The 25,397-nt window shown below is 67.2% G+C and carries 25 protein-coding genes and 1 pseudogene; 13 read left to right on the top strand and 13 right to left on the bottom strand.

The genetic code is table 11. The features are described 5' to 3' along the window. Window positions 1-7 precede the first annotated feature (7 nt). Both BST12_RS05705 and BST12_RS05700 read left to right on the top strand, forming a co-directional pair. Complete coding sequence (locus BST12_RS05705; RefSeq protein ID WP_083112118.1) at window positions 8-1,252, top strand: glycosyltransferase family 4 protein; 1,245 nt, start codon at window positions 8-10, stop codon at window positions 1,250-1,252. 28 nt (window positions 1,253-1,280) lie between these two features. Next, a complete protein-coding gene (locus BST12_RS05700) occupies window positions 1,281-2,645 on the top strand; it encodes a TIGR01777 family oxidoreductase (protein ID WP_083112041.1) in 1,365 nt (454 codons plus the stop codon). On the opposite strand, the gene BST12_RS05695 is transcribed toward BST12_RS05700, so the two are convergent. After that, entirely contained in the window at window positions 2,623-3,702 is a 1,080-nt protein-coding gene (locus BST12_RS05695; protein ID WP_083112040.1) for an NAD-dependent epimerase/dehydratase family protein, read from the bottom strand. The two genes, BST12_RS05700 and BST12_RS05695, sit on opposite strands and share 23 nt — an antisense overlap. Further along, window positions 3,645-4,439 carry an Rv1815 family serine proteinase gene (locus tag BST12_RS05690; RefSeq protein ID WP_443677790.1) on the bottom strand — a complete coding sequence of 265 codons (795 nt, stop codon included), beginning with the start codon at window positions 4,437-4,439 and terminating at the stop codon, window positions 3,645-3,647. The genes BST12_RS05695 and BST12_RS05690 overlap by 58 nt, the downstream gene beginning before the upstream one ends. A 557-nt stretch (window positions 4,440-4,996) precedes the next feature. Between BST12_RS05690 and BST12_RS05685 the strand changes: the two genes are divergently transcribed. From BST12_RS05685 to mbp1, 3 genes are all read left to right on the top strand, one after another. Next, window positions 4,997-5,380, top strand: coding sequence for an STAS domain-containing protein (locus BST12_RS05685; RefSeq protein WP_245850089.1), 384 nt, complete (start codon window positions 4,997-4,999; stop codon window positions 5,378-5,380). A 184-nt stretch (window positions 5,381-5,564) separates the two neighbouring features. After that, on the top strand, window positions 5,565-6,029 hold the full coding sequence (locus BST12_RS05680; protein WP_245850087.1) for an STAS domain-containing protein: 465 nt from the start codon (window positions 5,565-5,567) through the stop codon (window positions 6,027-6,029). Between the two features lie 398 nt (window positions 6,030-6,427). Continuing rightward, window positions 6,428-6,661, top strand: a complete 234-nt coding sequence (gene mbp1 / locus BST12_RS05675; RefSeq protein WP_083112038.1) for a microaggregate-binding protein 1 — start codon at window positions 6,428-6,430, stop codon at window positions 6,659-6,661. A gap of 50 nt (window positions 6,662-6,711) precedes the next feature. Here the strand turns inward: mbp1 and BST12_RS05670 are convergent, their stop codons facing one another. Continuing rightward, window positions 6,712-7,392, bottom strand: a complete 681-nt coding sequence (locus BST12_RS05670; protein ID WP_083112037.1) for a phosphodiesterase — start codon at window positions 7,390-7,392, stop codon at window positions 6,712-6,714. A gap of 393 nt (window positions 7,393-7,785) precedes the next feature. Between BST12_RS05670 and BST12_RS05660 the strand changes: the two genes are divergently transcribed. The 7 genes from BST12_RS05660 to BST12_RS05630 all read left to right on the top strand — a co-directional run bounded on the left by BST12_RS05660 (window position 7,786) and on the right by BST12_RS05630 (window position 14,221). After that, the gene (locus tag BST12_RS05660) at window positions 7,786-8,358 is read left to right on the top strand and encodes a MarR family winged helix-turn-helix transcriptional regulator (RefSeq protein ID WP_276029341.1); all 573 of its coding nucleotides are present in this window, start codon (window positions 7,786-7,788) and stop codon (window positions 8,356-8,358) included. 320 nt (window positions 8,359-8,678) lie between these two features. Next, on the top strand, window positions 8,679-9,077 hold the full coding sequence (locus BST12_RS05655) for a hypothetical protein (RefSeq protein WP_083112035.1): 399 nt from the start codon (window positions 8,679-8,681) through the stop codon (window positions 9,075-9,077). A gap of 206 nt (window positions 9,078-9,283) precedes the next feature. After that, window positions 9,284-11,368: an MMPL family transporter gene (locus BST12_RS05650; RefSeq protein WP_083112034.1), complete on the top strand. Its 2,085-nt coding sequence runs from the start codon at window positions 9,284-9,286 to the stop codon at window positions 11,366-11,368. Next, window positions 11,361-11,840 carry a TspO/MBR family protein gene (locus BST12_RS05645; RefSeq protein ID WP_083112033.1) on the top strand — a complete coding sequence of 160 codons (480 nt, stop codon included), beginning with the start codon at window positions 11,361-11,363 and terminating at the stop codon, window positions 11,838-11,840. The genes BST12_RS05650 and BST12_RS05645 overlap by 8 nt, the downstream gene beginning before the upstream one ends. Window positions 11,841-11,849: 9 nt before the next feature. Then, on the top strand, window positions 11,850-13,184 hold the full coding sequence (locus BST12_RS05640) for a cryptochrome/photolyase family protein (RefSeq protein ID WP_083112032.1): 1,335 nt from the start codon (window positions 11,850-11,852) through the stop codon (window positions 13,182-13,184). A gap of 114 nt (window positions 13,185-13,298) precedes the next feature. After that, window positions 13,299-13,844: an anti-apoptotic protein gene (locus BST12_RS05635; protein ID WP_083112031.1), complete on the top strand. Its 546-nt coding sequence runs from the start codon at window positions 13,299-13,301 to the stop codon at window positions 13,842-13,844. Between the two features lie 71 nt (window positions 13,845-13,915). Continuing rightward, a complete protein-coding gene (locus BST12_RS05630; RefSeq protein WP_083112030.1) occupies window positions 13,916-14,221 on the top strand; it encodes a hypothetical protein in 306 nt (101 codons plus the stop codon). On the opposite strand, the gene BST12_RS05625 is transcribed toward BST12_RS05630, so the two are convergent. After that, complete coding sequence (locus BST12_RS05625) at window positions 14,218-14,955, bottom strand: acyltransferase (protein WP_083112029.1); 738 nt, start codon at window positions 14,953-14,955, stop codon at window positions 14,218-14,220. The genes BST12_RS05630 and BST12_RS05625 overlap by 4 nt on opposite strands. A gap of 157 nt (window positions 14,956-15,112) precedes the next feature. Between BST12_RS05625 and BST12_RS05620 the strand changes: the two genes are divergently transcribed. Then, window positions 15,113-16,414, top strand: coding sequence for an outer membrane protein assembly factor BamB family protein (locus tag BST12_RS05620; RefSeq protein WP_245850085.1), 1,302 nt, complete (start codon window positions 15,113-15,115; stop codon window positions 16,412-16,414). 3 nt (window positions 16,415-16,417) lie between these two features. On the opposite strand, the gene BST12_RS05615 is transcribed toward BST12_RS05620, so the two are convergent. From BST12_RS05615 to BST12_RS05575, 9 genes and pseudogenes are all read right to left on the bottom strand, one after another. Next, window positions 16,418-17,098 (bottom strand): esterase, encoded by a 681-nt coding sequence (locus BST12_RS05615; RefSeq protein WP_083112027.1) that lies wholly within the window; start codon window positions 17,096-17,098, stop codon window positions 16,418-16,420. A gap of 71 nt (window positions 17,099-17,169) precedes the next feature. Next, window positions 17,170-18,360 (bottom strand): THUMP-like domain-containing protein, encoded by a 1,191-nt coding sequence (locus tag BST12_RS05610; RefSeq protein ID WP_211281218.1) that lies wholly within the window; start codon window positions 18,358-18,360, stop codon window positions 17,170-17,172. Then, entirely contained in the window at window positions 18,357-19,337 is a 981-nt protein-coding gene (locus tag BST12_RS05605; protein ID WP_083112025.1) for a class I SAM-dependent methyltransferase, read from the bottom strand. The genes BST12_RS05610 and BST12_RS05605 overlap by 4 nt, the downstream gene beginning before the upstream one ends. A gap of 61 nt (window positions 19,338-19,398) precedes the next feature. Continuing rightward, window positions 19,399-20,076: pseudogene (locus BST12_RS05600) on the bottom strand (enoyl-CoA hydratase); the annotation flags it as partial. After that, window positions 20,064-20,873: an NUDIX hydrolase gene (locus BST12_RS05595; RefSeq protein ID WP_083112023.1), complete on the bottom strand. Its 810-nt coding sequence runs from the start codon at window positions 20,871-20,873 to the stop codon at window positions 20,064-20,066. The gene BST12_RS05595 and the pseudogene BST12_RS05600, both read right to left, overlap by 13 nt. Beyond that, a complete protein-coding gene (locus BST12_RS05590) occupies window positions 20,870-21,703 on the bottom strand; it encodes an ABC transporter ATP-binding protein (protein ID WP_083112022.1) in 834 nt (277 codons plus the stop codon). Before BST12_RS05590 ends, BST12_RS05595 begins: the two co-directional genes overlap by 4 nt. 66 nt (window positions 21,704-21,769) lie before the next feature. Next, window positions 21,770-23,263, bottom strand: coding sequence for a hydrogenase large subunit (locus BST12_RS05585; RefSeq protein ID WP_372510949.1), 1,494 nt, complete (start codon window positions 23,261-23,263; stop codon window positions 21,770-21,772). After that, window positions 23,260-24,729 (bottom strand): proton-conducting transporter transmembrane domain-containing protein, encoded by a 1,470-nt coding sequence (locus tag BST12_RS05580; RefSeq protein ID WP_083112020.1) that lies wholly within the window; start codon window positions 24,727-24,729, stop codon window positions 23,260-23,262. Before BST12_RS05580 ends, BST12_RS05585 begins: the two co-directional genes overlap by 4 nt. A gap of 1 nt (window position 24,730) precedes the next feature. Continuing rightward, window positions 24,731-25,393: a hypothetical protein gene (locus BST12_RS05575; RefSeq protein WP_083112019.1), complete on the bottom strand. Its 663-nt coding sequence runs from the start codon at window positions 25,391-25,393 to the stop codon at window positions 24,731-24,733. Between the last annotated feature and the right edge of the window lie 4 nt (window positions 25,394-25,397).

Here is a 25,397-nt window from a genome sequence, read left to right as displayed (position 1 = left end):
TACGCCGGTGAAGATCTTGATGGTGTCGTGGGAGTCCCCGCCGGTGGTCATCGGCGGGCTGGGACGGCATGTGCACCATTTGTCGACCGCCCTGGCCGCGGCCGGACACGACGTCGTGGTGCTGTCGCGCCGCCCCACTGGCACCGACCCCAGTACCCACCCCTCTTCCGACGAAATCAGCGAGGGTGTGCGGGTCATCGCGGCCGCCCAGGACCCACACGAGTTCAGCTTCGGCAGCGACATGATGGCCTGGACACTGGCGATGGGCCACGCCATGGTCCGCGCGGGCCTGAGCCTGAAAAGGCATGGCAGCGACCGCCTTTGGCGCCCCGATGTGGTGCATGCCCACGACTGGCTGGTCGCCCATCCCGCGATTGCGGTGTCCCAATTCTATGACGTGCCAATGGTTTCCACCATCCACGCAACGGAGGCCGGCCGGCATTCGGGTTGGGTGAGCGGGCCGATCAGCCGCCAGGTGCACGCCGTCGAGTCGTGGCTGGTGCGCGAATCCGATTCGCTCATCACATGTTCGGCGTCGATGCGCGACGAGATCACCGAGTTGTTCGGCCCGGGGCTGGCCGAGATCTCGGTGATTCGCAATGGGATCGACGCGCGGCGCTGGCCGTTCGCCGCCCGTCGCCCCCGCACCGGCCCGCCCGAGCTCCTCTACGTCGGGCGGCTGGAGTACGAGAAGGGGGTACACGACGCGATCGCCGCGCTGCCCCGGATCAGGCGTACGAATCCCGGTACCACGCTGACCGTCGCCGGCGACGGCACCCAACAGGACTGGCTCATCGAGCAGGCGCGTAAACACAAGGTACTCAAGGCAACTCGGTTCGTCGGCCACCTCGAGCATGCCGAACTGATGGAGGCATTGCACCGCGCCGATGCCGCCGTGCTGCCCAGCCACTACGAGCCGTTCGGGCTGGCCGCTCTGGAAGCCGCCGCCGCGGGCACGCCGCTGGTGACCTCGAACATCGGCGGCCTGGGCGAAGCGGTGATCAACGGCGTCACCGGTGTTTCCTGCCCGCCCCGCGACGTGGCGGCCCTGGCCGCCGCGGTGCGCACCGTGCTCGACGATCCGGCCGCCGCGCAACGGCATGCCCGCGCCGCCCGGGAACGTCTGACCTCCGACTTCGATTGGCAGACGGTGGCCGAGGAAACCGCGCAGGTATACCTGGCCGCCAAGCGTGGCGAACGACAGCCGCAACCCCGGCTGCCCATCGTCGAGCACGCATTGCCCGACCGCTAAACGACGCGATCCCGGTAACGTCGGGTTGATGGGGCTGGAGTATGTAAGCGTGGTCGATGCGCCACGCGATGAGGTGTTCGCCTGGCACGCTCGGCCCGGGGCGTTTCGCCGGCTGTCGCCGCCCTGGCAGCCGATGCGGTTGGTCACCGAGGCGGCATCGCTCAAGGACGGCCGGTCGACGCTGGCGTTTCCGGGCGGCGTGCGCTGGGTCGCCCACCATCAGGCCGATTCTTACGATCCGCCAAGGCGTTTCGTCGACACCATCGGCAGCGACGGTCTGTCCTCACTGCCGCCGCGCATTGTCGGGCGGTGGCGTCATACCCATGAGTTCGAGGACGCCGCCGACAACCGCACCCGGGTCATCGATCGGGTCGATACGCCGGTACCGGGGTTTGCGCTGCGCGCCATGTTCGCCTACCGGCACCGTCAGTTGGCCGAGGATCTTGCCGCCCACCGGATGGCCGCCGAACATGGCCTGGCCCCGACGACGGTCGCGGTGACGGGCTCGTCGGGACTGGTCGGTTCGGCGTTGACGGCGTTCCTGAGCACCGGCGGTCACCGCGTCGTCCGGCTGGTCCGGGGCAACCCGCGCAGCGCAGACGAAAGACGCTGGAACACCGATGATCCAGACCCGGATCTACTCGCCGGCGTCGATGCCGTGATTCACTTGGCCGGCGCCTCGATCGCCGGCCGGTTCACCGACAAGCATCGAAATGCCGTCCGCGCCAGCCGGATTGGTCCGACACGGCGGCTGGCCGAGCTCGTCGCACCCACCCAGATTTTCATCTCGGCTTCGGCGGTCGGGTACTACGGATACGACCGCGGCGACGAAGTTCTGACCGAGGACAGCGACCGCGGCGACGGCTTTCTGGCTGACGTCGTCGCCGATTGGGAGGACGCGACCATCCCGGCCGAGCAGACCGGGGCCCGGGTGGTGCGCGTGCGCACGGGCATCGTGCAATCCCCACTCGGCGGCACGCTACGGCTGATGCGTCCGCTGTTCAGCGCGGGGCTCGGCGGCCGGCTGGGCAACGGCCGTCAGTGGCTGTCGTGGATCGGCATCGACGATCTGGTCGACATCTATCACCGCGCGCTGTGGGACAGCTCGCTATCGCGTCCGGTGAACGCCGTTGCGCCGCAACCGGTTCGCAATGCCGACTACACCCGCACACTGGCTCAGGTGCTGCGCCGGCCCGCGGTGTTACCGGTGCCCCCGCTGGGTCCCCGGCTGCTGCTCGGCGCCCAGGGCGCGCGTGAACTCGCGTGCGCCAGCCAACGGGTGAGTCCGGACCGGTTGAACCGCTTCGGGCACCGGTTTCGCCATCCCGACCTCGAGTCGGCGTTGCGGCACATGCTTGGCCGCACCGAGCTCAGGGCACCCGCCGCACCGTAAGCGGTCCTTTCGATACGTCACGCGCGATCGCGCCGACGAATGACCGGGGACGAAGTACCGGGCTGCGGGTCCCCGCTTGCCGCACGAACCCGTTGAGGAAGTCCGTCAAAGCCTCCGGCGCCGACCACCGCGGCGACCAGTCAAGCTCGGCGTGTGCGCGATCGGTAGCCAACAACGGCGCCGAGAAAGCCAGATCCAGCCAGCCGCGGTCAATCGGCTGCACTCTGGTCCGCCAGGATGCCTGCACCAGCGACCCCAACACACCCGACGGTAGGTGAACGGGCTTGGCGGACAGGGCCTCAGCGATGTCGTCGCGGTGCACCGGGGGCTCAGCGGCGAGGTTGTACGGGCCCAGCGCGCGACGCTCGATCGCCCTCAGGCAAGCGTCGGCCACATCTTCGGCGTGCACCATCGACACCTTCAGTGAGCGGTCCAGTGGCAGGACGGGCAGCCATCGCAACCACGTGGGATCGACGTAGGCCGGCACGGTGTAGCGACGCAGACCGGCCGCGGCATGGTGCTGCAGGATGAAACCCGGACGCAGCCGGGTAATACCCACCCCATAGGGCTCATCGAGTTCATAGCCGTCAAGCATCTGCTCGACCGCGGATTTGGCCGTGCTGTAGGCGGAGGTAGGCACGCCCGCCGTCGACCAGGACTCGTCGACTTTCTGTCCGTACCGTCCGGGCGCGTAGGCCCCGACGGAAGACATGTGCACCAGGTGAGGTACTTCGGCGAAGTGGGCCGCGCGCAACACCGCCGCGCTTCCACCGATGCCGACGGCATCCAGATATCGGGTGTTACGGGTCGGCTGAAACTCCCACGCCAGGTGAACCACACAGGCGGCACCGCGAAAGACGTTGCACAGCTCGAGTTCTGCGCCGGTGGCGGCCACGTCGAGTTGATGCCACTCGACGGATTTGTACACGCCTTCGCGGGGAGGTTTCCGCCTTGCTATGCCGACGATTTCACAACGGCCGCCCGCTTCGGCGAGCCTGTTCAGCAGCGCCGTGCCGAGGTTGCCACTGGCACCAGTGATGACGATTCGTTTGCGCACCTGTCACCTCCTTCGCTCGAGATCCAGCCGATGGTGCGTACCTCGGAGGGCGACTGCTGCGAAGTGGGTGGGCGGATATCGAGGTAAAGCTGCTTCATGACGTCCTGCCAGGATTCCGCCTCGGGAAACGCGCCCGAACCGCCGTCGAGCAGGCCGACGATCACGGCGTGGTGGTCATCGGTCAGCGTGTACACGGGCCCGCCGAATTTGTCGGCGGGCATATCGCTAATGACAAATCTGCCATTACTGATCGAGTCGACCCGACCACAAGTTTGGCCGGCCGACAATCCGAAATGACACACCGGGAGGGCCGGCAAAGCGCGCAATCCCGGCGTCGACTGCAATTGACGTCCAGCGGGCAGCATCTGAGTGGGAGTCACGCCGGGCGCCAGCTTGATGACTTCATAGTTAATGCCCGGAATAGAACCATCCGGGGCCGTTTCGCTGGCGATATTCCGTCGGGCGAGCATCACGCTGCCCACCACGTTCTGGTGGCTGTCGGTTGCGACCTCTCCCCCGTCACACCTGCCGGTGGTCAACGCGATCCGCGCCCGCGGTTCGACGAAGCCGATGACGCATACCGTGCTGCCCTGGTGAATCTCCATACCTGGAAACACCGTGACGCCGGGGGTGGCGTGCGCGCGTCCCGGTGCGCAGAAAGTTGCCAATGCGACGGTAGCCGCAATTGCGATTACCGGGCCCAGTAGAAGACGGCGTGCGTGGCTTACAGTTCCCACGTGATCGCACCGTCCCTTGCGTTTAATGGGCGTTTAATGGCGATTTCGCACCCAGCCATTACAGGGCGCACCCGTGCCGTCCATATTTGAGCGGTATTACCCCTTCCCGGCACCCTCAAACAATCGCCGCGGGGATCGCGAAAAACCGCCGCGGCGTCCGTTAATCCGCGCGCGCACCTCGAAGGTCATTGAACGAAGGGTATTGGCGAGGCAGAGCCGGAAAACGAAGCGTCGGCGGCCGGGGCGGCCAGTCGCAGGGGTCGAAACAATCTGTGCGCCTTACTATTTCAGTCGCGCACAAACGCGCCGCAGGACGGCCATCGCGTCTTTCTCGCCGCCACCGTCGGGGACTACGCTCCTTCCTAGGTTGAGTTCACAGCTGATAGTCGCGGGAGCGGTTGTACGACAGCTGTCACTCTCGTGCCCACACCAAATTTTGATGGGCCACAAACATGACTTTCTCACCCAGTACTGACTCGTCGGCAGAATCGCCTTGCCGCTACGCCGCCGACTGCGCTCCAGCGCGAGTGCACGTATATGCGCGCAGCATCGCCACGGTGGTGCGCGTCGATGGTGAAATCGACGCGTCCAACGCCGAGCACATCGCCCGGGAAATCCGCCGTTTCGCGCGGTTGAAGACGCCGCTGATCCTTGACTTCAGCCACCTGAAATTCATTGCTATTGACGGATTTCGCGCCTTGCTGACGGTCAACGACGAGCACCAGCGAGCCCGGATGTACTGCAGCGTGGTCCCCGGTCCGGCGATGCGCCAGCTGCTGCGGATTGTGACCGATCACGGCCTCACAGTTGCCGATTCGGTTCCTGAGGCCCTGCAGCTGATCGACGACGTCATCCAAGCGCGCCGCCGGTTCGTCTTCGAGCTGACGCGGCAGGGTAAGCCGCCCCAACTTGAGCCGCTCACGCGCGCTGCCGGAGATTGAATCGGCCATAAAACGAAGAGTTCGCAGCTCGTTACCTACCGTGGCCGAGCCGCAATCCCTTATCCCCCTTGGTGTCCCAGCCGCGGGCTAGCGGAAGGCCGTTTCGTTCGCCCGGCTTGCCGCTTCCGGCTGGGACTAGGATTCACACCAAGGTTGAGTCCGCAGCTGATAACCCCCTCGCCTGATGGGCACGATCGAAATGCATGTCTTAGGTACACCGGAACACCAGCAGCACCGCCCTCGTCGCCGCGGCGGAATCGACTGCGCCGGCGCTCGGGTCTTTGTCTACGCGCGCAGTTTGGCCACCGTCCTGCGGTGTGACGGAGAAATCGATGCGACGAACGCCGCCCGGATCGGGACGGAGATTCGCCGGCTTTCCAGGGCCCCGCTGATCCTTGATCTCAGCCGTCTGGATTTCCTTGGTGTTGAGGGGTTTTGGGAGTTACTCACCCTCGACCGCGAACATCGAGCGCTTGGGCTGCACTGCACCGTCGTCGCGGGTATCGCCATGCGTCCGCTGCTGCGTGTCGCGAGCGGCCACGGTATGCGCGTCGTCGAATCGGTCCCTGAAGCTTTGCAGGTCATCGAGCAGGCGCTCGGGGAACGCCGTCAGTTCGTCTCCGACATGGTCGGCGGTTCGGCCCGCTGAACCGGCACGTCTGGCGACTGCTTACGTCGCCAAAAGAACCACGCCCCAACGAATACCGTCGTCGCCGCTGCGATTCCGGCCGGCCACAGCACGAGCTGAACAAGCCAGATACGCCTTTGCAACCGCACCACTTTCCGCTCGGCCCGCCCTAGTCGCCGAGCCGCCACCTTCACATCCACAGCCACGGCTGTACCCCATTAGCAGATTTTTATTCGGGCAGCCGGGCGCGACTGAGACGACAGTCACTGGACACGGCATCTGTGCTGTTCCATCCGGTTGCCGGGCAGCTTTTGGGCACATGCGCTGGGCTGCTGAGGTTTCCGGTGGACGCGCATTGGGAATTGAGATAGCTGGGCGGACAATTCCGCCGTATTGCCAATAAGCAACGGAAGGCAGACATGGCACAGAAGAGTGGACCCCTGGAAGCCGTCAGCGGCATCGTCGAGGGCGTCAAGGGTGCGATCAAGCAGGTCGTCGGTTTAGTGTTCGGCAACGAGCGGTTGGCGCAGGAGGCGAAGGCTCAGCAGGACAAGGCCGACGCGCAACGCAACGCCGCTAAGCGTGAGGCCGAGGCCGAGTCGGCCCGCGGAGCCGCAAAGGCCGCGGAATCACGCCAGAAGGCGCGTCAATAGCTATTGAACGCAGTGGGCCCGGCCGGCAATCGGTCGGGCCCACTGCGTCCCTAGCGCTGGTCCCTGCCGTCCCGGCTCTGTGCGTAGGCGCGCTTGCGTAAGCCGGCCAGCCAATCCGGATACAGGCTGACGCCCGGCGGGGTGTTGAGGACCGGGTCGAAAGACACGTCGTCATCGAGCCCGGGCGAGGCGACCTTCGTCAACTTGACATGAGCAAGCGGCTCGAAATGCCCGGTGCCGCAGGCTTGGTCGATTTCCATTTCGATCCCGCCGTCCTCGATGCGGTCGCGAACCGCAGCCAGCGACAAGCCGGGGCCGTCGACGGGTGTGGTGATGCGCGCCCGCAGCCACCAGCGTTTGCCGTGGTACTGCAGCGGCATGAGCGTGGTCATGGTCTGCGACGTCCACGAACCCACCGGCCGAAGCGCCAGGACGCGACCGATCGCACCCGAGGCCGCCGAAACCAGCAACATGTCCCACGGCTTGGTCGCGTGGTCGAGACCCGGCACCCGGAGGGCTAGGCCCATCGCGTCGGGTATGGGGCCAGGTGTGCCGACGGCTTTCGAAAGACGGGCGACGACGTCGGAGGTGGGGACGGGTAATCCCTGGTAATAAGGGGCAACGCGCTCGATCGATCCTTGCGCCAGCACGCCCAGCGGGTGGAAGAACCGCTTTCCCCGGATCGCGGCTCCCCATTGAAACGGCAGGGTGACGAGGTTGGAAACGTTCACGTGCGGCGTGTTCCCGCAGACGAGCGAATGAAACCCACTGTGTAGCAACGTTGCTCCGCTGGGCCGCTCCCGAGCCGAGCTGTCGCACCGAATTTGCTCAAATATCTCGCTCGTCGCCGCCCCGACGGCGTCGGCGAAGGCCCAGTGCAAGCAACCGGAAAAATCTCCGAGGCGCTGGAAACCATCGAGCGGGCGCGCAGCCATCTCTACAGCTTCCATCAGCTCACCGGCTGTGCCTTCCGGCCAACCGAATCTGTACCGCACAAACGCTTGCTTTTGCCGCCGCCGTCTCGTGGATCCTGCTGGCGTGGCGACGTTTGGCCGGCCTTGCCTCCAACACCGGGCCGGTGGCATTAGGACCGTCATCGATGCGCCGATAGGCTGGTGCTTCTGATGAAGGATGCGCCAAAGGTGACCAAGCGCCGCGCTAACAATCCAGCGCCCAGCCGGGCGGAGCTGGAACGGCAGCTGTCGGCCGATATACGCGCAATCACCGCACAGTCGGATCGCGTTGGCCGGCACTACGCGCGTCTCAACGAGGTAAGCAGCAACGACTTTCACGCCCTGCTGCACATCATGGTGGGTGAGACCGCGGGCGAACCGTTGACTTTGGCTCAGCTGCGACAGCGGATGGACGTCTCACCAGCGGCGATCACCTACCTCGTGGACCGGATGATCGAAGCGGGCCACATCCGTCGCGAGCCTGACCCGGACGATCGCCGCAAGTGGCTGCTGCGTTACGAAAATAGCGGTATGACGCTGGCGCACAGGTTCTTCAGGCCGTTGGGCGGCCATCTCAGCGCGGCCCTGGCCGATCTATCCGATAAGGACCTCGTCGCCGCTCACCGGGTGTTCCTGGCGATGATCGAGGCGATGGGAACGTTCGAAGACCAACTGCTAAGCGACGGCGCCAAGCGTTCAACGAACGGGGCGCGGGCGCGACGGCGGCAGAGCTCACCCGGGTAGCACCGGCCCCACCCCCGACAGCAAACGCTGTCGATCAAGTCCGCGCCGCACCCCACACCTGCTTGATTCGATTGTGTCGCTCATGGGCCGGGTTGTCGATGGCGCGGGATCGGTGGTCGGATCCCGGCGCGGTACCGAGGAACCCGGGCCCAGCGTCGTCTCCTTTCTGAAGTGCCTAACGCGTTCCCAGCCTCGCGCGCCGGCGCTCGTTAGATAATAATTTGAATGTTTAACCTGCTTAAATAGACCGCGCGGCGCGGCTTCGGTCCGCACGCAGGTAACCTGCTACGGGCAGCAGGACAACGGATGGGAGCCGCGCGATGGCAGTTCAAGACGCCTCAGGCAGGCATTTCCCCTACCGGTATGACGCCCGCCTGGCTCCGTTGTGGTTGCCGTTTCGGTGGCCGGGCGAGCAGGGCGTGCGGTTGACCGACGACGGGCGGTTCATTGCCCGCTATGGACCATTGCGCGTCGAAGCGCCCTTGTCCAGCGTGGCCGATGCACATATCACCGGGCCGTATCGGTGGTGGACAGCCGTGGGCCCCCGGCTGTCCTTCGTCGACGACGGGCTCACCTTCGGCACCAACGCCCATGCCGGGGTATGCATTCACTTCGTGCCGTCGATTCACCGGGTGATCGGCTTCAAGGACCACTCGGCGCTCACCGTTACCGTCGCCGACCCCGACGGGTTGGTTGCCGCGCTCAAAGGCAATGCCTAGAACCATCCGCTCGAACACTCTGGCGCAGCTCAATTCAATGTTCACGGAGGGCGCGGCGATCTTCGGAATGCCGGCTGCGGCCAGTCTGTCCGGCGGGGGTCTCCTGGATCCGTCATCCGAATCCCCAGGTGCCGCAACGGAAGCATAACCCGGATTGGCGCATCATTTCAGTTGATTAATGTTTCAGGAACTGAAATGCTTGGCGGGTGGTGTGGGCGGGACTCGCCGCCGGGGTGACGGGCCGGCGCTCATGGCTTCTCACGTTGGGCGCATTCTTACTGGCCGGCGCTTTCATGATGCTGGTGGGCGCCAATTCGGCGGCAAGCCAGGCGCCGGTGTCGCTACCTGCCGACTCCGACTCGGCCAGGGTCGAGGCGCTGGCCGCTCAGTTTCCCGGCGGTGCACAGGCTCCGGTGCTGCTGGTGGTCAGTCGCGCTGACAATGGCGCGCTGGACAGTGCGGATCTAAGCGCTACCGAACAAGCCCGCGCCCGGATGCAGGCGCAAGCACCGGCACCCGGTCCGCCGATTGTCGTCTCCGCCGACGGCAAGGCCGCGATCGCGCCGGTAGCGCTGAACGCCGAACTGTCCGGACTGGCGCTGAGCGACGCCGTCATCGCGCTGCGCGGCGCCGCGAACACCGGTCTGCCGCCCGGCCTGCACGCACACGTCACCGGTGGACCGGCATTCGGCGCCGATATCGCCAACGCGTTCAGCGACGCCAATGTCACCTTGCTGGCCGTGACGGCGTCGGTGGTGGCGCTGCTGCTGATCGCCACCTACCGCTCACCCGTGCTGTGGCTGATTCCGTTGTTGGTGATTGCGTTGGCCGATCGGGTTGCGACGTCGGTCGGCACCTTGGTGGCGTCGCTGACCGGTCTGAGCTTCGACGGCGCGACTTCCGGTATCACCAGCGTGCTGGTGTTCGGCGCGGGAACCAACTATGCACTGCTGCTGATTTCGCGCTACCGGCAAGAACTTCGGCGCCACAGCGAACACCGTGAAGCGTTGCGCCGCGCGGTGCGGATGGCCGCACCGGCGATCGCAGCCAGCAATGCCACCGTGGTGCTGGCCCTGCTCACCTTGGTGTTCGCTGCCACACCGAGCACCCGCAGCCTGGGCGTGCTGGCCGCGTGCGGGCTGATCGTCGCCGCCCTGTCGGTGCTGGTCATGCTGCCACCGCTGCTGGCGCTGTGTGGGCGACGATTGTTCTGGCCCTTCATTCCGCGCCCCGACGACGGGGCAGCCCCGGATTCGGGCTTCTGGCACGGCATTGCGACCCGGGTGGCCCGCCGGCCGGTCGCGGTCGCGGCCGTCACCGTCACGATTCTGCTGGTACTGGCCGCCGGCCTGCTGAGCACGCGCATCGGCTTGTCCCAGACCGAACAATTCCGGGTCAAGGCCGACTCGGTCTCCGGGTTCGATGTGGTTGCCGCACATTTCCCGGCCGGCCTGACCAACCCGACACTGGTCGTGGCCCCTACCGCCGCGGGGGACCAAGTAGGGCAGGCCATCGACGCCACCCCCGGCGTCGTCTCCGTCACCGATGCCGGTCAGTCCAAGGCCGCACTGACCAGGTGGTCGGTGGTGATCGACGCCCCGCCCTCGTCAGAGCGCGCTTTCAATACCATTGCGGCACTGCGTCTTTCGACCAAGAGCGTAACCGCCGAAGCGCTGGTGGGCGGCCCGGACGCACAGGGGCTCGACGTGCGCGACGTCGCGGCGCACGACCGGCACTTGCTGATCCCGGCGATTCTGGCCGTCATCCTGGTTGTGCTCTATGTGCTGCTGCGATCCGCGCTGGCACCGCCGATCCTGCTGGCCGCAACGATCCTGGGGGCCCTGGCCGCGCTGGGTCTGGGCGGATGGGCCAGCATGCACGTCTTCGGATTCCCGGCACTGGACAACAGCACTCCGCTGTTCGCGTTCTTGTTTCTGGCAGCTCTCGGGGTGGACTACACGATCTTCCTGGTCACCCGTGCTCGCGAGGAGAGCGCCCGGCGGGGCGCCCGCGACGGCATGGTCCGCGCGGTCTCGGCCACCGGCGGCGTCATCACCAGTGCGGGAATCGTTTTGGCGGCCGTGTTCTGGGTATTGGGAGTATTACCGCTTATCGTGATGACCCAACTCGGCGTCATCGTCGGCCTGGGGATCCTGATCGACACTTTCGTCGTGCGCACCCTGGTCATCCCAGCGTTGTTCGCCCTGATCGGTGACCGCATCTGGTGGCCTACTGACCCGAACGGTACTGCGCCACAAGAACACTCAGCGAGCGGAGAATCCGATGGATAGCAAGACGGTAGCCGGCACCGCGCTGGCCGTGGCCGCGGCAGCGGGCACCGGAAGCATCGCCAGCCCGCGCCGCGACGCGTCCTGGTTCAACCGGATTCGCAAGCCTTCGTATCAGCCGCCCAGCGTCGTCTTCCCGGTGGTTTGGACCAGCCTGTACACCGACATCGCGGCCACCTCCGCGGTCACCATCGACCGGTTTCGCAGCGACGGACAACCCGCAAAGGCACGCAGCTATGCGGCGGCGCTGGGCGCAAATCTGGTGCTGAACGCCGGCTGGAGCTGGCTGTTCTTCGGCTTCCACAAACTGGGTGCATCCGCGCTGGCCGCCGTGGCACTGACCGTGAGCAGCGCCGATTTGGCCAGGCGCGCCGCGCAGGCCGACCCGCGGGCGGGGCGTGCGCTGTTGCCGTATCCCTTGTGGTGCGCCTTTGCCACAGTAATGGCCACCCACATCTGGCGTCTCAACCGCTAGCGCCCAAACATGCCCGCACTGTTGTGGTTTCGGCGTGATTTGCGGTTGGCAGATCATCCGGCGCTGGCCGCCGCCGCCGCAGCCGGGGAGGAGGTGCTGGCCTGCTTTGTGCTCGATCCGCGTCTGGAAGCGTCGTCGGGACGGCGCCGCCTGCAATTCCTGGGCGACTCGCTGCGGCACCTGAACGACGAACTCAGTGGCCGGCTCCTGGTGCTCCGCGGCCGGCCGGATAGCCGAATTCCCCAGATCGCCAAGCACATTCAGGCCTCGGCGGTACACATTACGGAGGATTTCGCACCGTTCGGGCGACGCCGCGACGAACGGGTGCGCACAGCGCTGGGCTCGGTGCCGCTGGTGGCGACGGGATCGCCTTATCTGGTCTCCCCCGGTCGCGTCACCAAAGACGACGACACCCCTTACCGGGTGTTCACGCCGTTTTTTCGGCGCTGGCGCGAATCCGGTTGGCGCGCACCGGCACAATCGGGTGCCGAGTCCGCCCGCTGGGTCGACCCGGCCGACGTGAAGCTCACACCCTGCGCTATTCCCGACCCCGGCGTCCGGCTGGATGCGGCTGCCGGTGCGGCGGCGGCCCTTTCGCAATGGGCCCGCTTTGTCGCCGACGGACTCGAGCGCTACGCCGACGACCGCGACCGCCCCGACCTCGCGGGCAGCAGCCGGATGTCGGCCCATCTCAAGTTCGGCACCATCCACCCGCGAACCATGGTCGCCGACCTGAACCTGCGGCGCAAAGGGGACTCAGCTTACTTGCGCGAGTTGGCCTTTCGCGACTTTTATGCCGCGGTGCTGTATCACTGGCCGGACAGCGCCTGGTGGAATTGGAACCGCGACTTCGACGCGATCCAAACCGACACCGACGCCGAGGCCAAACGCCAGTTCGAAGCCTGGAAGGCCGGCGAAACCGGATTCCCGTTGGTGGACGCCGGGATGCGTCAGCTCCGCGAGACCGGTTTCATGCACAACCGGGTGCGGATGATCGTCGCCTCGTTTCTGGTCAAAGACCTGCACCTGCCGTGGCAGTGGGGGGCGCGCTGGTTTCTCGATCAGCTCGTCGACGGCGAAATGGCCAACAATCAGCACGGCTGGCAGTGGTCGGCCGGGTGCGGCACCGACGCCGCGCCGTACTTTCGGGTGTTCAACCCCAGCACGCAGGGCCAAAAGTTCGATCCCACAGGCAATTACATCCGCCGCTGGGTTCCCGAGCTGCGCGACGCCGCCGACGTCCACCTCCGCAAGGGGCCGCGGCCATCGGGATATCCCACGCCGATCGTCGACCACGGCGCGGAGCGGGCCGAAGCGCTGCGCCGCTACGGAAACATCGGCTGACACTGCAACCCTTCAGACAACCCTTGGCGCTTTTACGCCGAATCGCTTTCACAACAAGCCGTTGGCATGCCATTATCAGCCGATTCACAGTTGTCGGAAGCCCCGGGAGGCGCTATGGCTCACTCGTTCGTTCGGACATTGCTGGTCTCAGGTGCCGCTGTCGGCCTGATGGCCAGCGCCGGGGCTTGCTCGTGTTCGATCGGATCGTCGCCGCACTCGGTGAGCAAGAGCGACGTCATCGGCCAGATCACCGCCAAGATGACGGACGCCGCCGGCAACAAGCCCGAATCGGTGACGTGCCCGGGTGACCTGCCGGCCAAGGTCGGTGCGCAGCTCAACTGCGAGATGAAGGTCAAAGACGCCAAATACAACGTCAACGTCACGGTGACCAGCGTCAACGGCAACGACGTCAAGTTCGACATGGTCGAGACCGTCGACAAGAACCAGGTCGCCAGCATCATCAGCGACAAACTGACCCAGCAGGTAGGTCAGCGGCCCGACGCGGTGACCTGCCCGGACAACCTGAAAGGCGTTGAGGGCGCGACACTGCGGTGCCAGCTCACCGACGGCAGCAAGAAGTACGGCGTCAACGTCACCGTCACCAGTGTCGACGCCGGCGATGTCAACTTCGACTTCAAGGTCGACGACCACCCGGAATAACCGGTCCGCTCGAACCCGCTAGAACCCGCTAGAACCCGCTAGAACCTCTCTGAATACCGAGGAATGCGCCAATGAGCACCAGCGAACCGCCGGTCACCGGCCCCAGCGGCGTCGAGCCGTCAGCCGGCCGGCGCATGCGGACCGCGATGAGCCCGCGCTTCCTGTTGGCCGAGGCCGACGGCTATCCGGTTGTGGTCAAACAGTTTCTGCAGTTCTGCTTGATCCTGATCTATCCGGCGTGGCTGGTCACCGTGCTGCTCTCGGCCGCCCTCTACTACACCGTGTACGCGGTGCTGTGGACGCTGACCTGGCCGCTGCGCGCCTGGATGAAAAGGAACCGCCCCGAGGACTACGCCGCCAGCCAGCGCAAGGGTTAGTGGGCGGCCTTCTTGCGTTCGATGTCGGCCAGCGCGGCAGCCAGCTCGGCGCGCTGCGCGGCCGAGGTCTCCCAGGACAGCTGCCGGTTCTTGACCACCTTGGCCGGTGCGCCGACGGCGATCGAGAAGTCCGGGATGTTGCCGCGCACCACCGCGTGTGAGCCGAGCACGCAACCCCGCCCGATGTGGGTACCGCGCAGCACCGTCGCCTTCACTCCGATCCAGGTGTCGGGTCCGATCCGGACCGGGCTCTTGATGATGCCCTGATCCTTGATCGGCAGCGTGATGTCATCCATCCGGTGATCGAAATCGCAGATGTAGCACCAGTCGGCCATCAGAGCCGACTCACCGAGTTCGATGTCGAGATAGCAGTTGATGACGTTGTCGCGACCCAGCACGACCTTGTCGCCGAACCGCAGTGAGCCCTCGTGAGCGCGGATGGTGTTCTTGTCCCCGATGTGCACCCAGCGGCCGATCTCGAGCTGCGCCAGTTCGGGTGTGCAGTGGATCTCCACGCCCTTACCCAGAAACACCATGCCCCGGGTGATGATGTGCGGGTTCTGCAGTTTGAACTTGAGCAAGCGGTAGTAGCGCACCAGGTACCACGGTGTGTATGCCCGATTGCGCAGTACCCATTGCAGCGATGCCAGCGTGAGGAACTTGGCCTGGCGTGGGTCCCGCAGCTGCGATCCACGCCACCGCCGGTGCAGCGGAGCGCCCCACATGCTCGTCATGGCCCGAAAGCTTAGCCCGGCGACGATGCGCGCCGGGACGGCGGGCTGAGGAGCGGGCGGACAGCCTGGGCGAAGGCCGAAACGGCCACGGGTTACCCTCACCTGTACTCGATCGCTGAGGATCGCTGAAAGGATCCGAACCCTGCGAAGCCTTGAGTTGCTCGCCCGACGTCTGCTGGCGGCCGTTTTCGCAGCTGCGCTCACGATCGGGCTCGGCGGTTGCGGCAACACCGACTCCTGGGTCGACGCCTCGCCCGCCCTGGGCTGGCCCGCCCAGTACGGCGATGCCGCCAACAGCAGCTACACCACGACGGCCGGCGCCACCAAGCTCACGCTGCGATGGACGCGTTCGGTCAAGGGAAGCCTGGCGGCCGGCCCGGCGCTGACCCCGCGCGGCTATCTCGCCCTCAACGCCCAGACGCCCGCCGGATGCTCGCTGATGGAGTGGGAGAACAACGACAACGGCCGGCAGCGCTGGTGTGTCCGGCTGGTCCAGGGCGGCGGTTTCGCGGGTCCGCTGTTCGACAACTTCGACAACCTCTATGTCGGCCAGCCCGGCGCTATCGTCGCTTTCCCGGTCACCCAGTGGACGCGCTGGCGCCAGCCCGTCATCGGGATGCCCACCACGCCGCGGTTCCTGGGGCACGGCCAACTGCTCGTCACCACCCACTTGGGCCAGGTGCTGGTCTTCGACGCCCACCGCGGGATGACCGTCGGAACCGCGCTGGATCTGGTGGAAGGCGTCGATCCCAAGGACGCCACCCGGGGCGTGGCCGACTGTGCGCCGGCCCGCCCCGGCTGTCCGGTCGCGGCGGCCCCCGCCTACTCGCCGGTCAGCGAGACGGTGGTGCTCGGCGTGTGGCAGCCGGGAGCGCCGGCCGCCGGGCTGGTCGGCTTGAAGTACCACCCCGGCCAGACTCCGCTGCTTGTCCGTGAGTGGACCAGCGATGCCGTCGGCGCCGGGGTGATCGGCAGCCCGGTGCTTTCGGCCGACGGAAAGACCGTCTACGCCAATGGCCGCGATCAACGGCTGTGGGCACTTAACGCCGCCGACGGCAAGGTGAAATGGTCGGTTCCGCTCGACTTTCTGGCGCAGACGCCGCCCGCGGTCACTCCCCAGGGGCTGATCGTGTCCGGCGGCGGCCCCGACACCCGGCTGGCGGCGTTCCGCGACGCCGGCGACCACGCCGATCCGGCTTGGCGGCGCGACGATGTCACCCCGCTGTCGACGGCCAGCCTGGCCGGATCCGACGTCGGCTACACCATGGTCAGTGGGCCCGCCCACGACGGCGGCCCCGGTTTGTCACTGCTGGTCTTCGACCCGGCCAATGGTCATACGCTCAACAGCTACCCGCTACCCGCGGCCACCGGATATCCGGTCGGGGTGTCGGTGGGCACCGACCGCCGCGTGGTGGCCACTACCAGCGACGGCCAGGTGTACAGCTTCGCCGCGGCCTGATTCCTAGATCGCCAGCGGCGGGATGGCGCTGCGCGGGACCTGGACCTGGGTGGCTCCGGCAAAGGACGGCAGCAGCTCGCCCTGGGCGAAGTAGAAGATCAGCTGGTCGTCGGTGATGGCGAAGTTCTGGTAGTTGGTCGGGTCCCGGCCCGCGCCGGGCGAGATCGCCACTCCCAGCCCGGTCTGATGTTCCAGTTCGCGCTGGACGATCGGGAATATGGTGTCCAGCGGGGTGGTGTTGGGTGCGAAAAGGTTGTCGAAGGTGATGGGCGCTTTAGTGCCGAGGTTGTAGTTGAAGGTCTTGTACCAGGTCGTCGGATGAGCTCCGCCGAGGTCCTGGAAGAACTTGAGCACCACGCTGCGGGTGTTATGCGGCGGCTGACCCGCGCTGCGCTGTTCGGTGCTGGCGTCCATCTGATAGGGCTGGTCGCGGCGCCCGGAGCCCTGCGCAACGTTGACGAAGCCGTCGCGATTCTGCGTGATGTAGTCGGTCAGCGCCTGCTGGTCGGGGTAGTCGACCGGGAAGACCAGATCCAGCGTGTACGTCGAGCCCGAGGTGTGGATGTGGCACATCTGAGCCGCCTCGACACTGCCGCCCAGGCTGGCACAGGACGGGGGCGCGGCGGCCACCGGCCAGGCCAGCAGGACCGCAGGGGCCACCACGGCCGCTATCAGGTAACGCATCGTCGGAATTGTCCTCGCAGACCAAGAAGGCATGTGTCTCATAAGCTAATCGCCGTCAGCGTACCCAAGCGTTACCGAGAGGGACAGCAAACGTAGGCCGTCGCCCGCCCGGCACTCCGTGAGCCGATGCGGGTGACGACGACCGACAGCGGCCGGCTGCCCCGCAACCGCAGTCGCCGGCGCAGCTCGTCAGGGTCCACCCGGACACCGCGGACCAGGACTTCCAGCGCACCGCAGTCCAGCCGGGTCAGGGCTTGCCGCAGCCGGCGCTCGTCGAACGCCAATTGTTCGAGCACCTCGAACCCGCGCACCCCCGGCGGCAGCCGGGCACCGGACAGATAGGCGATGTCGGGGTCGAGTTGCCACAGCCCGTGCCGGGCGCCGTAGTGGCGGACCAGGCCGGCCCGCACGACCGCGCCGTCGGGATCGACGATCCAGCGTCCGGCGGGCCGCACCGGGCAGTCGTCGGGGTCGGCGTCGGTGACCTCTTCCCCGTGATCGAATTCCCCGCGCGCGAGCATGGTGGCGCGCCGGCGCGCACCGGCCAGTCCGGCCGACCACAGGCACGCCTCGCGGACCGACCCGCGCAACGACGTCACTTCGATCTCGCCGTCGAAGCCGAGCCGGCTCAACTCATCGAAATCTATTCCCGGAGAACACTTTACGACCAAATCCCGACCTCGGTAGGTGTCCAGCAGCGGTCCGAGGCCCGGCTGGTAGTCGGCCGGACGCACGCGCCGGCGCCCATTGCTGCGCCGCGCCGGGTCGACGACGACGACGGTGTCGCGGGTGATCGGGCGCAGCGCGTCGGCGCGGCACAGATCAGTGGCGGCGCCCAGGTTGTGGCGCGCCATCGCCAGCCGCACCGGATCGATGTCGCTGCCGACCACCCGCGCGGCCGTCGCGCGCAGGGCGGCCAGTTCGGTGCCGATCGAGCACGTCACATCGTGCACGACGAACCCGGCCAGCCGCCTGGCCCGGTGTGCGGCCACCTGGGCCGCGGTGGCCTGCTGCAGCGCCTCGTCGGTGAACAGCCAATCGCAGGCGTGAACGCCCAATTTGTCGGCGGCCCGGCGGCGCAGCAGCGTCGTCTCCACCAGGATCGCGGCCCGGTCACCGAACCGGTCGCGCGCGGTGGCGGTGTCGGGGATCCGGGTGGCGTCGGTCAGCGCGAATGCGGCGACCTCCCGAAGCGCCGCGGCACCCGCCTGCGAGCGCAGGTAGCCGACGTCGTCGGTGGTAAAGGTGAGGCCGACACTCAGGACGGTTTAACCCCGGTGACCATCACGTTGTAGAACCAGCCTTTGGGAGCCACCCGTCGCCAGATGTTGGCGTCCACCCAGCTCAGCGTCTTCCAGCCGCCGAACGCGAACCGCGCCCAGCCCCAGCCCAGTTTGCCGGGCGGAACGGTCGACTCGAAGGTGCGCACCGGCCATCCGAACATTGCCGCGGTGAACTCCTCGCTGGCCGTCTCGACCTGCACCGCGCCGGCGTTGGTGGCCATCTGCTCGAGGTCTTTCGGTTCGAAAGTGTGCAGGTCGACGATCCACTCCAGGGCCGCGGCCCGCGAGTTCTCGTCGATCTCGGCTTGCGGCCGCCGCCAGCCGCCCAGCCCGGGCAGCTTCACCACCCGGATGGTGGTGTTCCAGGTCAGGTCCGCCAGGGCCCGGGCGTACCGGTTGCCGACGGTGGTCGGTTCGCCGGCGAACACGAACCGCCCGCCCGGCTTGAGCACCCGGATCACCTCGCGCAGCGACAGCTCGACATCGGGAATGTGATGCAGCACGGCGTGCCCCACGACCAGGTCGAAGGTGTTGTCGTCGTAGGGAATGCCTTCGGCGTCGGCGACGCGGCCGTCGATGTCCAGGCCCAGCGCCTGCCCGTTGCGGGTGGCGACCTTGACCATGCCGGGTGAGAGGTCGGTGACCGACCCGCGCCGCGCGACGCCGGCCTGGATGAGGTTGAGCAGGAAGAACCCGGTGCCGCAGCCCAGTTCCAGGGCACGGTCATACGGCAGTTCGCGGATGACGTCCTGGGGCACGATGGCGTCGAACCGGCCCCTGGCGTAGTCGACGCAGCGCTGGTCGTAGGAGATCGACCACTTGTCGTCGTAGCTTTCGGCTTCCCAGTCGTGGTAGAGCACCTGGGCGAGCTTGCTGTCGTGCCGGGCGGCTTCGACCTGCTCCGCGGTGGCATGCGGGTTGGGCACCGCGTCAGCGGGGATTTGCGTCCTCGTCATGCAGGGCAGCCTAACCGCCGCCGCCGTCAGCCCCGTCGGTAGCTCTGAACACGGACCCGCTGACGGCGTTGATCGCCGCCTTGGCAGCCGCCAGCGCATGCGGCGGACCGTCCAGGAAGCGCCGCGCCCACGTCGCGGCGGCGTCGTAGACGTTGTCGGGGGCCACCATCTCATCGATCAGGCCCAGCGCCAATGCCTCTTCGGCGTCGAAGAAACGTCCGCTGAACACCAGTTCTTTGGCCCTGCTCGGCCCGGCCGCGCGGGTCAGCCGGGCCATTGCACCGCCGTCGGGGACCATGCCGGCCAGGATTTCGGTGGCTCCGAATTTGACGTTGTCGCCGCTGACCCGCCAGTCGGCGGCCAGCGCCAGCGTGAGGCCGGCGCCCAGGGCATATCCGGTGATGGCGGCCACGGTGGGCTTGGGGATGGCCGCGACGGCGTCGACGGCCTCTTGGCGCACCCGGGCCGCGGTTTCGGCCTCCGCGGCGTTCAGCGTCTGCAGCTCGGGCAGGTCGTCGCCGGCGGAGAAGATTTCGTGGCCGCCGTACAGGATCACCGCGGCGACGTCGTCGCGGCGGCCCAGCTCGGCCGCGGCGGCCACGATCTCGCGGTACATCTGGCGGGTCATCGCGTTGGTGGGCGGTCGCGACAGCAGCAACATGGCCAGGCCGGCGTCCCGTGAGCCGTCGCTGACGACGACGCTGACGAACTCGCCGGACCCGCCGGTCAAAAGGGCCATCCCGTCGCCCCGCCGGCTATCCGGGCTTCGTTGTAGCGGTCGGAGTCGAAGAACTCGATCTGCCAGTTGTCGCCCCGCTGGGTCAGATGGGGCTGCACCGGAACGATCTGACGCTCGACGGCCAGCACGTCGGCGACGGTGTGGCCGGCCAGCGAGTCCAGCTGCGTCCAGGTCGGCGGCAGCAGGATGTTGCGCCCGCCGGCGAAGTCGTCGAGTGCGTCGCGCGGCAATGCCCAGTCGGCACGGTCGGATTCGCTGTTCTCGCCGTCGGCGCGCTGGCCCTCCGGTAGCGCTCCTACAAAGAAATAGGTGTCGTAGCGCCGGGTCAGTTCGGCTTCGGGGGTGACCCAGTTCGCCCATGGGCGCAGCAGGTCGGACCGCAGCACCAGGTTTTCCCGGCGCAGGAAGTCGGCGAAGGACAGCGACCGGTCGGCCAGCTGGCCGCGGGCGTCCCCGTAGACGGCGGCGTCGCGGACGATGCTGTTCGGGTCATCGGCCGGCCCGGCGAACAGCACACCGGATTCCTCGAACGTCTCGCGGGCCGCGGCGCAGACCAGCGCTTCGGCCAGGTCCGGTTCGATGCCGAACCGCTGCGCCCACCACAGCGGCGGCGGCCCGGCCCACGCGATCTCCGTGTTGCGGTCGCGGTCGTCGACTCCCCCGCCGGGAAACACCATGACCCCGCCGGCGAAGTCCATGCCCCGGTGTCGGCGCATCAGAAACACCGAAAGCTCGGTAGCGCCGTCGCGGATCAGCATCACGGTGGCCGCCGGCCGTGGGGTTAACGGTGTGTTCATTGCCGCCTCCGGTGGGCTGCTCGGGTGCGAACCCGCCGGGCGAAGTACCGCCCGTCGACGACATCGAGCGCGATCTCCTGGCCGAACGCGGTGGACAGGTTTTCGGCGGTCAGCACGTCGGGCAGCAGGCCCGAGGCGACCACCTTGGCCTCCGACAGCAGCAGGCAGTGACTGAAGCCGGGCGGAACCTCCTCGACGTGATGGGTCACCAGCACCAGTGCCGGCGCATCGGGGTCGGCGGCCAGGTCGGCCAGCCGCGCCACCAATTCCTCCCGGCCGCCCAGGTCCAGGCCCGCCGCGGGCTCGTCGAGCAGCAGCAGCTCCGGGTCGGTCATCAGGGCCCGGGCGATCAGCACCCGTTTGCGTTCGCCCTCGGACAGCGTCCCGTACGTGCGGTCGCCCAGATGCTCGGCGCCCAGGCTTTCCAGCATGTCGGCGGCGCGCCGGTAGTCGACGTCCTCGTAGCGCTCGCGCCAGCGGCCCAGCACCGAGTAGCCGGCCGAAACGACCAGGTCGCGCACCACCTCGTCGGACGGCACCCGCTGCGCTAAAGCTGAAGAACTCAGTCCGATCCGCGCTCGCAGCTCGCTGACGTCGACGCGGCCCAGCCGTCCGCCGAGCACGAAGGCCACCCCGGAGGACGGGTACTCGGAGGCCGCTGCGATCCGCAGCAACGAGGTCTTGCCGGCGCCGTTGGGGCCGATGATCACCCAGCGTTCGTCGAGTTCGACGGCCCAATCCAGCGGTCCTACCAGCGTGCGCCCATTGCGCCGTAGCGAGACGTCTCTGAAGTCGATCAGCAGGTCGGGATCGGCCGCGGCTTCGGGCACTCGATTATCGTGCCGTACCGCAACGCCGCGGCGGCTTCCGGGTCGGCTGACTGCCGCTGCTCGCCGTCACAGATCATTGCCCGCATAGGACAGGTTGAAGCTTTTGTTGGCCAGCGGGAAGTCCGGGACGATGGTGTCGGCCATGGCCACCGGCAGAGCCGGCCAGTTGAACCAGGACGGGTCGACGATCTTGCAGCGGGTGATCGCCCCGGCGGCATCGACCTCCACGCGGTGCACGATGGTGCCCCGCCAGCCCTCGACGATGCCGATCCCCGAGCTTGCCTCACCGGATGTCGGCGCCCACGATTCGAAGTCCACCGGGCCTCGCCGATCGAGGTTGCGACTTTCGATGAGCGCACAGACGAGCGCGACCGAGGCGGCGAATTCGTCACGCCGGATTGTGTAGCGGGCCAGCACATCACCTTGGGTGCCGCCCACTGGGACGACCGGCAACTCGACCGTCGGGTGGTCGAGGCGGGCGTCGGTGCTGATGCCGCTGGCGCGTGCGACATAACCCAGACACCCCAGGGCGTGGGCGTCGTCGCGGCGGAGTACCGCGGTATCGGCGAACCGGTCGTAGACCACCGAGTTGCGCAGCGTCAGGTCGGTTATCTCGGCGACGTCGGCCGCCAGTTCCCGCAGTTCGGCCGGTTCCGGAAGTTGTTGTAGCACAACACCTCCGGGCCGGATCGCACCGCGCAGCAGGCGATGCCCGGTGACGCGGCTGTTGATTCGTAGCAAGCACTCGCGGACGCGCTGGGCGTGCGCGTTGGGCAAAGCGAAGGCGACATCGTTGGCTAGCGCACCCAGATCGGCGGCGTGGTTGTAGAGGCGTTCCAGTTCGACGAGCAGCGCCCGCAGCCGGTGCACCGGTTCGGGCACCCGGATGCCAAGTGCATCCTCGATGGCCAGGCTGTGCGCCAGCCCGTGGGCAGCCGAACTGTCGCCGCTGATCCGCTCGGCGAGTTCGGTCGCAGCGGTGGCGGCGCGCCCCTCGAACAGCTTCTCGACGCCCCGGTGCACGAACCACAGTCTCGCCTTGAGCCTCAGCACCGATTCACCGATGACCGAGAAGCGAAAATGCCCGGGCTCGATCAAGCCGGCATGCACTGGCCCGACCGGGATCTCGTACACTCCGGGCCCCTCGACGGTCAGGAACGGGAACCGCCCCGCCGTCGCGAACCGCGGCGCCCGCCCGGCATCGCGGCGCATCGGATGCCATTCTTCGGGCCAGTGCCCGTGCCGTACCAGTCGTCGCGGCTGCGGATGCCCCACTGGCATAACACCGTAGAGATCCATCATCTCCCGCTCGAAACGTCCAGCGGGAATCGACAAGTGCCCCAACGACGGAACCGACGGATTGCCCGAACAGGTGGTCACGGTCAGCTCAACGCGCCGCTCCGGCTGCCCCGCCAGCAGCACGTATACGATCCGCATGGCGTCGCCTTCGTCGTGCGCCGCCACCAGTGCCAGGCGATGGCCGGTGTCCAGCAACTCCGCTACGGCGGGGGCAAGTCCCTCGTGAGACACGTTGCGGCTCAGAGTTTTACATTGCATTATCCGGCTCCGAACTGACCGGCGGCGGCGGCGAACAGCCCAGCGAGCGGACCTGCAGTCACACCCAGAACCAGTGACGCCACCACACCCGTCACCAGCGCCCCCGCCACGGTTGCCGGAACGACGATCGACGGCGCGTCGGCGCTGGCCGCCCCGAGTAGGATTCGTCGCGAATTGCTAACCAGCGCAGCAAAAGCCACCACCATCATCAACAACGCGGCACCCAGCACCCAGGGCAGCCCGGCATTGGCGAGCGAGCGAGCGATCGACAGCTCGCTGGCGAACATGGCGAACGGGGGCAGCCCAAGCAGAGCCACAACTCCGACCGCGAACGAGACGCCGACGAGCCGTGACCGCGACAGCACGGCGGTGATGTCGCCGATGGCCGTCGAATCGTGTGCGGCCTGCAACTGCCCGCCGGCCAGGAACAACACCGTCTTGCCTACGCCGTGGGCAAGCACATGCAGTAGCAGGGCCGCAATCGCCAGCTTGGTGCCGGCGGCAGCGGCCACCGCGATCAGCCCCATGTTCTCCATCGACGAATAGGCCAGCATCCGCTTGAGATCCGTTGTGACGGTGAGCAACAACGCGGCAACCAGCACCGTGGCCAGACCAACCGTCAACAGCCCGGCACGCAGGAAACCCGGTCCCGTGGCCGCATCAACGATGGGCCGCAACCGGATCAGCACCGAGAAGGCAACGGACAGCAACACCCCACTCATCAACGCCGAAACGGGCGCCGGCGCCTGGCTGTGCGCGTCGGCGAGCCAGCCGTGGAATGGGACCAGGCCGACTTTGGCGCCGTATCCGATCAGCAACAGTCCGCCGGCCAGCCGGGCGACCGCCGGGTCGAGGTGGGCCGCGCGCGCCGTCAGGAAATCGAGGTTGAGCGCGCTGGCACCGTCTGCTCCGGCGTGCCGGGCGGCGAAGTACAGCAACACCGTGCCGAGGAATGCGACGGCAATACCGACCGAGCAGATCACCACGTACTTCCAGGTGGCCTCCAGCGCGGTACGGGTGCGCCGGTGCCCAACCAGGAAGGCGGTGATCACGGTGGTGGCCTCGACGGCCACCCAGATTACCCCAATGTTGTTGGCGGACACCGCGACAGCCATAGCGGCCAGGAATGCGGGCGTCAGCGTGCCGTACAGGCGCGCGTCGCGGCGATCGGTGTGGCCGTGCTCGAGTTCGGCATCGACGTAGCCGATGCTCGCCCAGGTTGCCAAGGTGCCGACGACGCCGATGACGATGAGCATGGTCACCGAGAGCGCATCGACGCGCAGCAGGCCACCCAGCACGACGTGTGGCCCCGTCCCCAGGATGCCGAGCGTGACAGCGGATCCCAGCACAGCCAACGCCGACAGCACGGTCAATACCGCAGTCCAGCGGCGCCAGCCGGCGGCCAGCGCGACGGCAGCGGCGAGCAGCGGCGCCAATACCGCCACCAGAATCAGGCCAGACGTTGACATCTCAATCTCGCAATCGCTGCAGCCGGTCGAGGTCGGTACCACCAAACATCCGCCGCAGCCGACCGGTGAGCACGCCGAGGACAATCACTGCGAACAGCACGTCCAGCGAGGCACCCAATTCCACGATGAGCGGCACCCCGGCGGTCAGCAGAAACGCGGTGGCGGCAATCCCGTTGTCCAGCATGAGGAATCCCGCGGCCTGCGAGATGGCATGCCGCCGGGTCACCATGACGAACAGGGCGATCAGCACGACCGCCAAGCCCGCGGGGGCAGCGCTGGTAGCCGGGCCGGGGGCCAAGTTCACCACCGGCCGGGTGACGGCGAGCGCGACCATTGTCAGGGCGGCCGCGATCAGCAGCGAAGCGGTGGTGTTGACCAGCGGCGTCGCCTCGCGCTGCGCTGTTTGCTCGGCGCCCAGGGCCCGGGCCAGCAGCCACGGCAATATCACCGCCCGCAACGCGAACAGCGCGAGTCCGATGCCGATCAGCTCCCAATCATGGCTGTGCACACCGAGAATCATCGGGATCGCGGCCAGCGCGACACCCTGCGCCGCGAGCAGCCGAATGATCGAACGCAGATCGCGCCGCCAGACGATCAGCACCGCGGCCAGCACCAGCCCGCCCGGCGCCAGGTCGAGCACACCCACGTAATCGAGGTCGGTCATCGAT

It is taken from the genome of Mycobacterium angelicum, assembly GCF_002086155.1.
Lineage (GTDB): Bacteria > Actinomycetota > Actinomycetes > Mycobacteriales > Mycobacteriaceae > Mycobacterium > Mycobacterium angelicum.
This window is presented reverse-complemented; position numbering and strand designations above follow the sequence as displayed.

What these genes read in the sequence shown, in the direction of transcription:
- BST12_RS05635 (WP_083112031.1), top strand. Translation starts at nt 13,299, where the DNA reads ATGGCTCACTCGTTCGTTCGGACATTGCTGGTCTCAGGTGCCGCTGTC.
- BST12_RS05630 (WP_083112030.1), top strand. Translation starts at nt 13,916, where the DNA reads ATGAGCACCAGCGAACCGCCGGTCACCGGCCCCAGCGGCGTCGAGCCG.
- BST12_RS05575 (WP_083112019.1), bottom strand. Translation starts at nt 25,393, where the DNA reads ATGACCGACCTCGATTACGTGGGTGTGCTCGACCTGGCGCCGGGCGGG.
- BST12_RS05615 (WP_083112027.1), bottom strand. Translation starts at nt 17,098, where the DNA reads ATGCGTTACCTGATAGCGGCCGTGGTGGCCCCTGCGGTCCTGCTGGCC.
- BST12_RS05595 (WP_083112023.1), bottom strand. Translation starts at nt 20,873, where the DNA reads ATGAACACACCGTTAACCCCACGGCCGGCGGCCACCGTGATGCTGATC.
- BST12_RS05700 (WP_083112041.1), top strand. Translation starts at nt 1,281, where the DNA reads ATGGGGCTGGAGTATGTAAGCGTGGTCGATGCGCCACGCGATGAGGTG.
- BST12_RS05645 (WP_083112033.1), top strand. Translation starts at nt 11,361, where the DNA reads ATGGATAGCAAGACGGTAGCCGGCACCGCGCTGGCCGTGGCCGCGGCA.
- BST12_RS05640 (WP_083112032.1), top strand. Translation starts at nt 11,850, where the DNA reads ATGCCCGCACTGTTGTGGTTTCGGCGTGATTTGCGGTTGGCAGATCAT.
- BST12_RS05605 (WP_083112025.1), bottom strand. Translation starts at nt 19,337, where the DNA reads ATGACGAGGACGCAAATCCCCGCTGACGCGGTGCCCAACCCGCATGCC.
- BST12_RS05655 (WP_083112035.1), top strand. Translation starts at nt 8,679, where the DNA reads ATGGCAGTTCAAGACGCCTCAGGCAGGCATTTCCCCTACCGGTATGAC.
- mbp1 (WP_083112038.1), top strand. Translation starts at nt 6,428, where the DNA reads ATGGCACAGAAGAGTGGACCCCTGGAAGCCGTCAGCGGCATCGTCGAG.
- BST12_RS05680 (WP_245850087.1), top strand. Translation starts at nt 5,565, where the DNA reads ATGGGCACGATCGAAATGCATGTCTTAGGTACACCGGAACACCAGCAG.
- BST12_RS05660 (WP_276029341.1), top strand. Translation starts at nt 7,786, where the DNA reads ATGAAGGATGCGCCAAAGGTGACCAAGCGCCGCGCTAACAATCCAGCG.
- BST12_RS05580 (WP_083112020.1), bottom strand. Translation starts at nt 24,729, where the DNA reads ATGTCAACGTCTGGCCTGATTCTGGTGGCGGTATTGGCGCCGCTGCTC.
- BST12_RS05625 (WP_083112029.1), bottom strand. Translation starts at nt 14,955, where the DNA reads ATGACGAGCATGTGGGGCGCTCCGCTGCACCGGCGGTGGCGTGGATCG.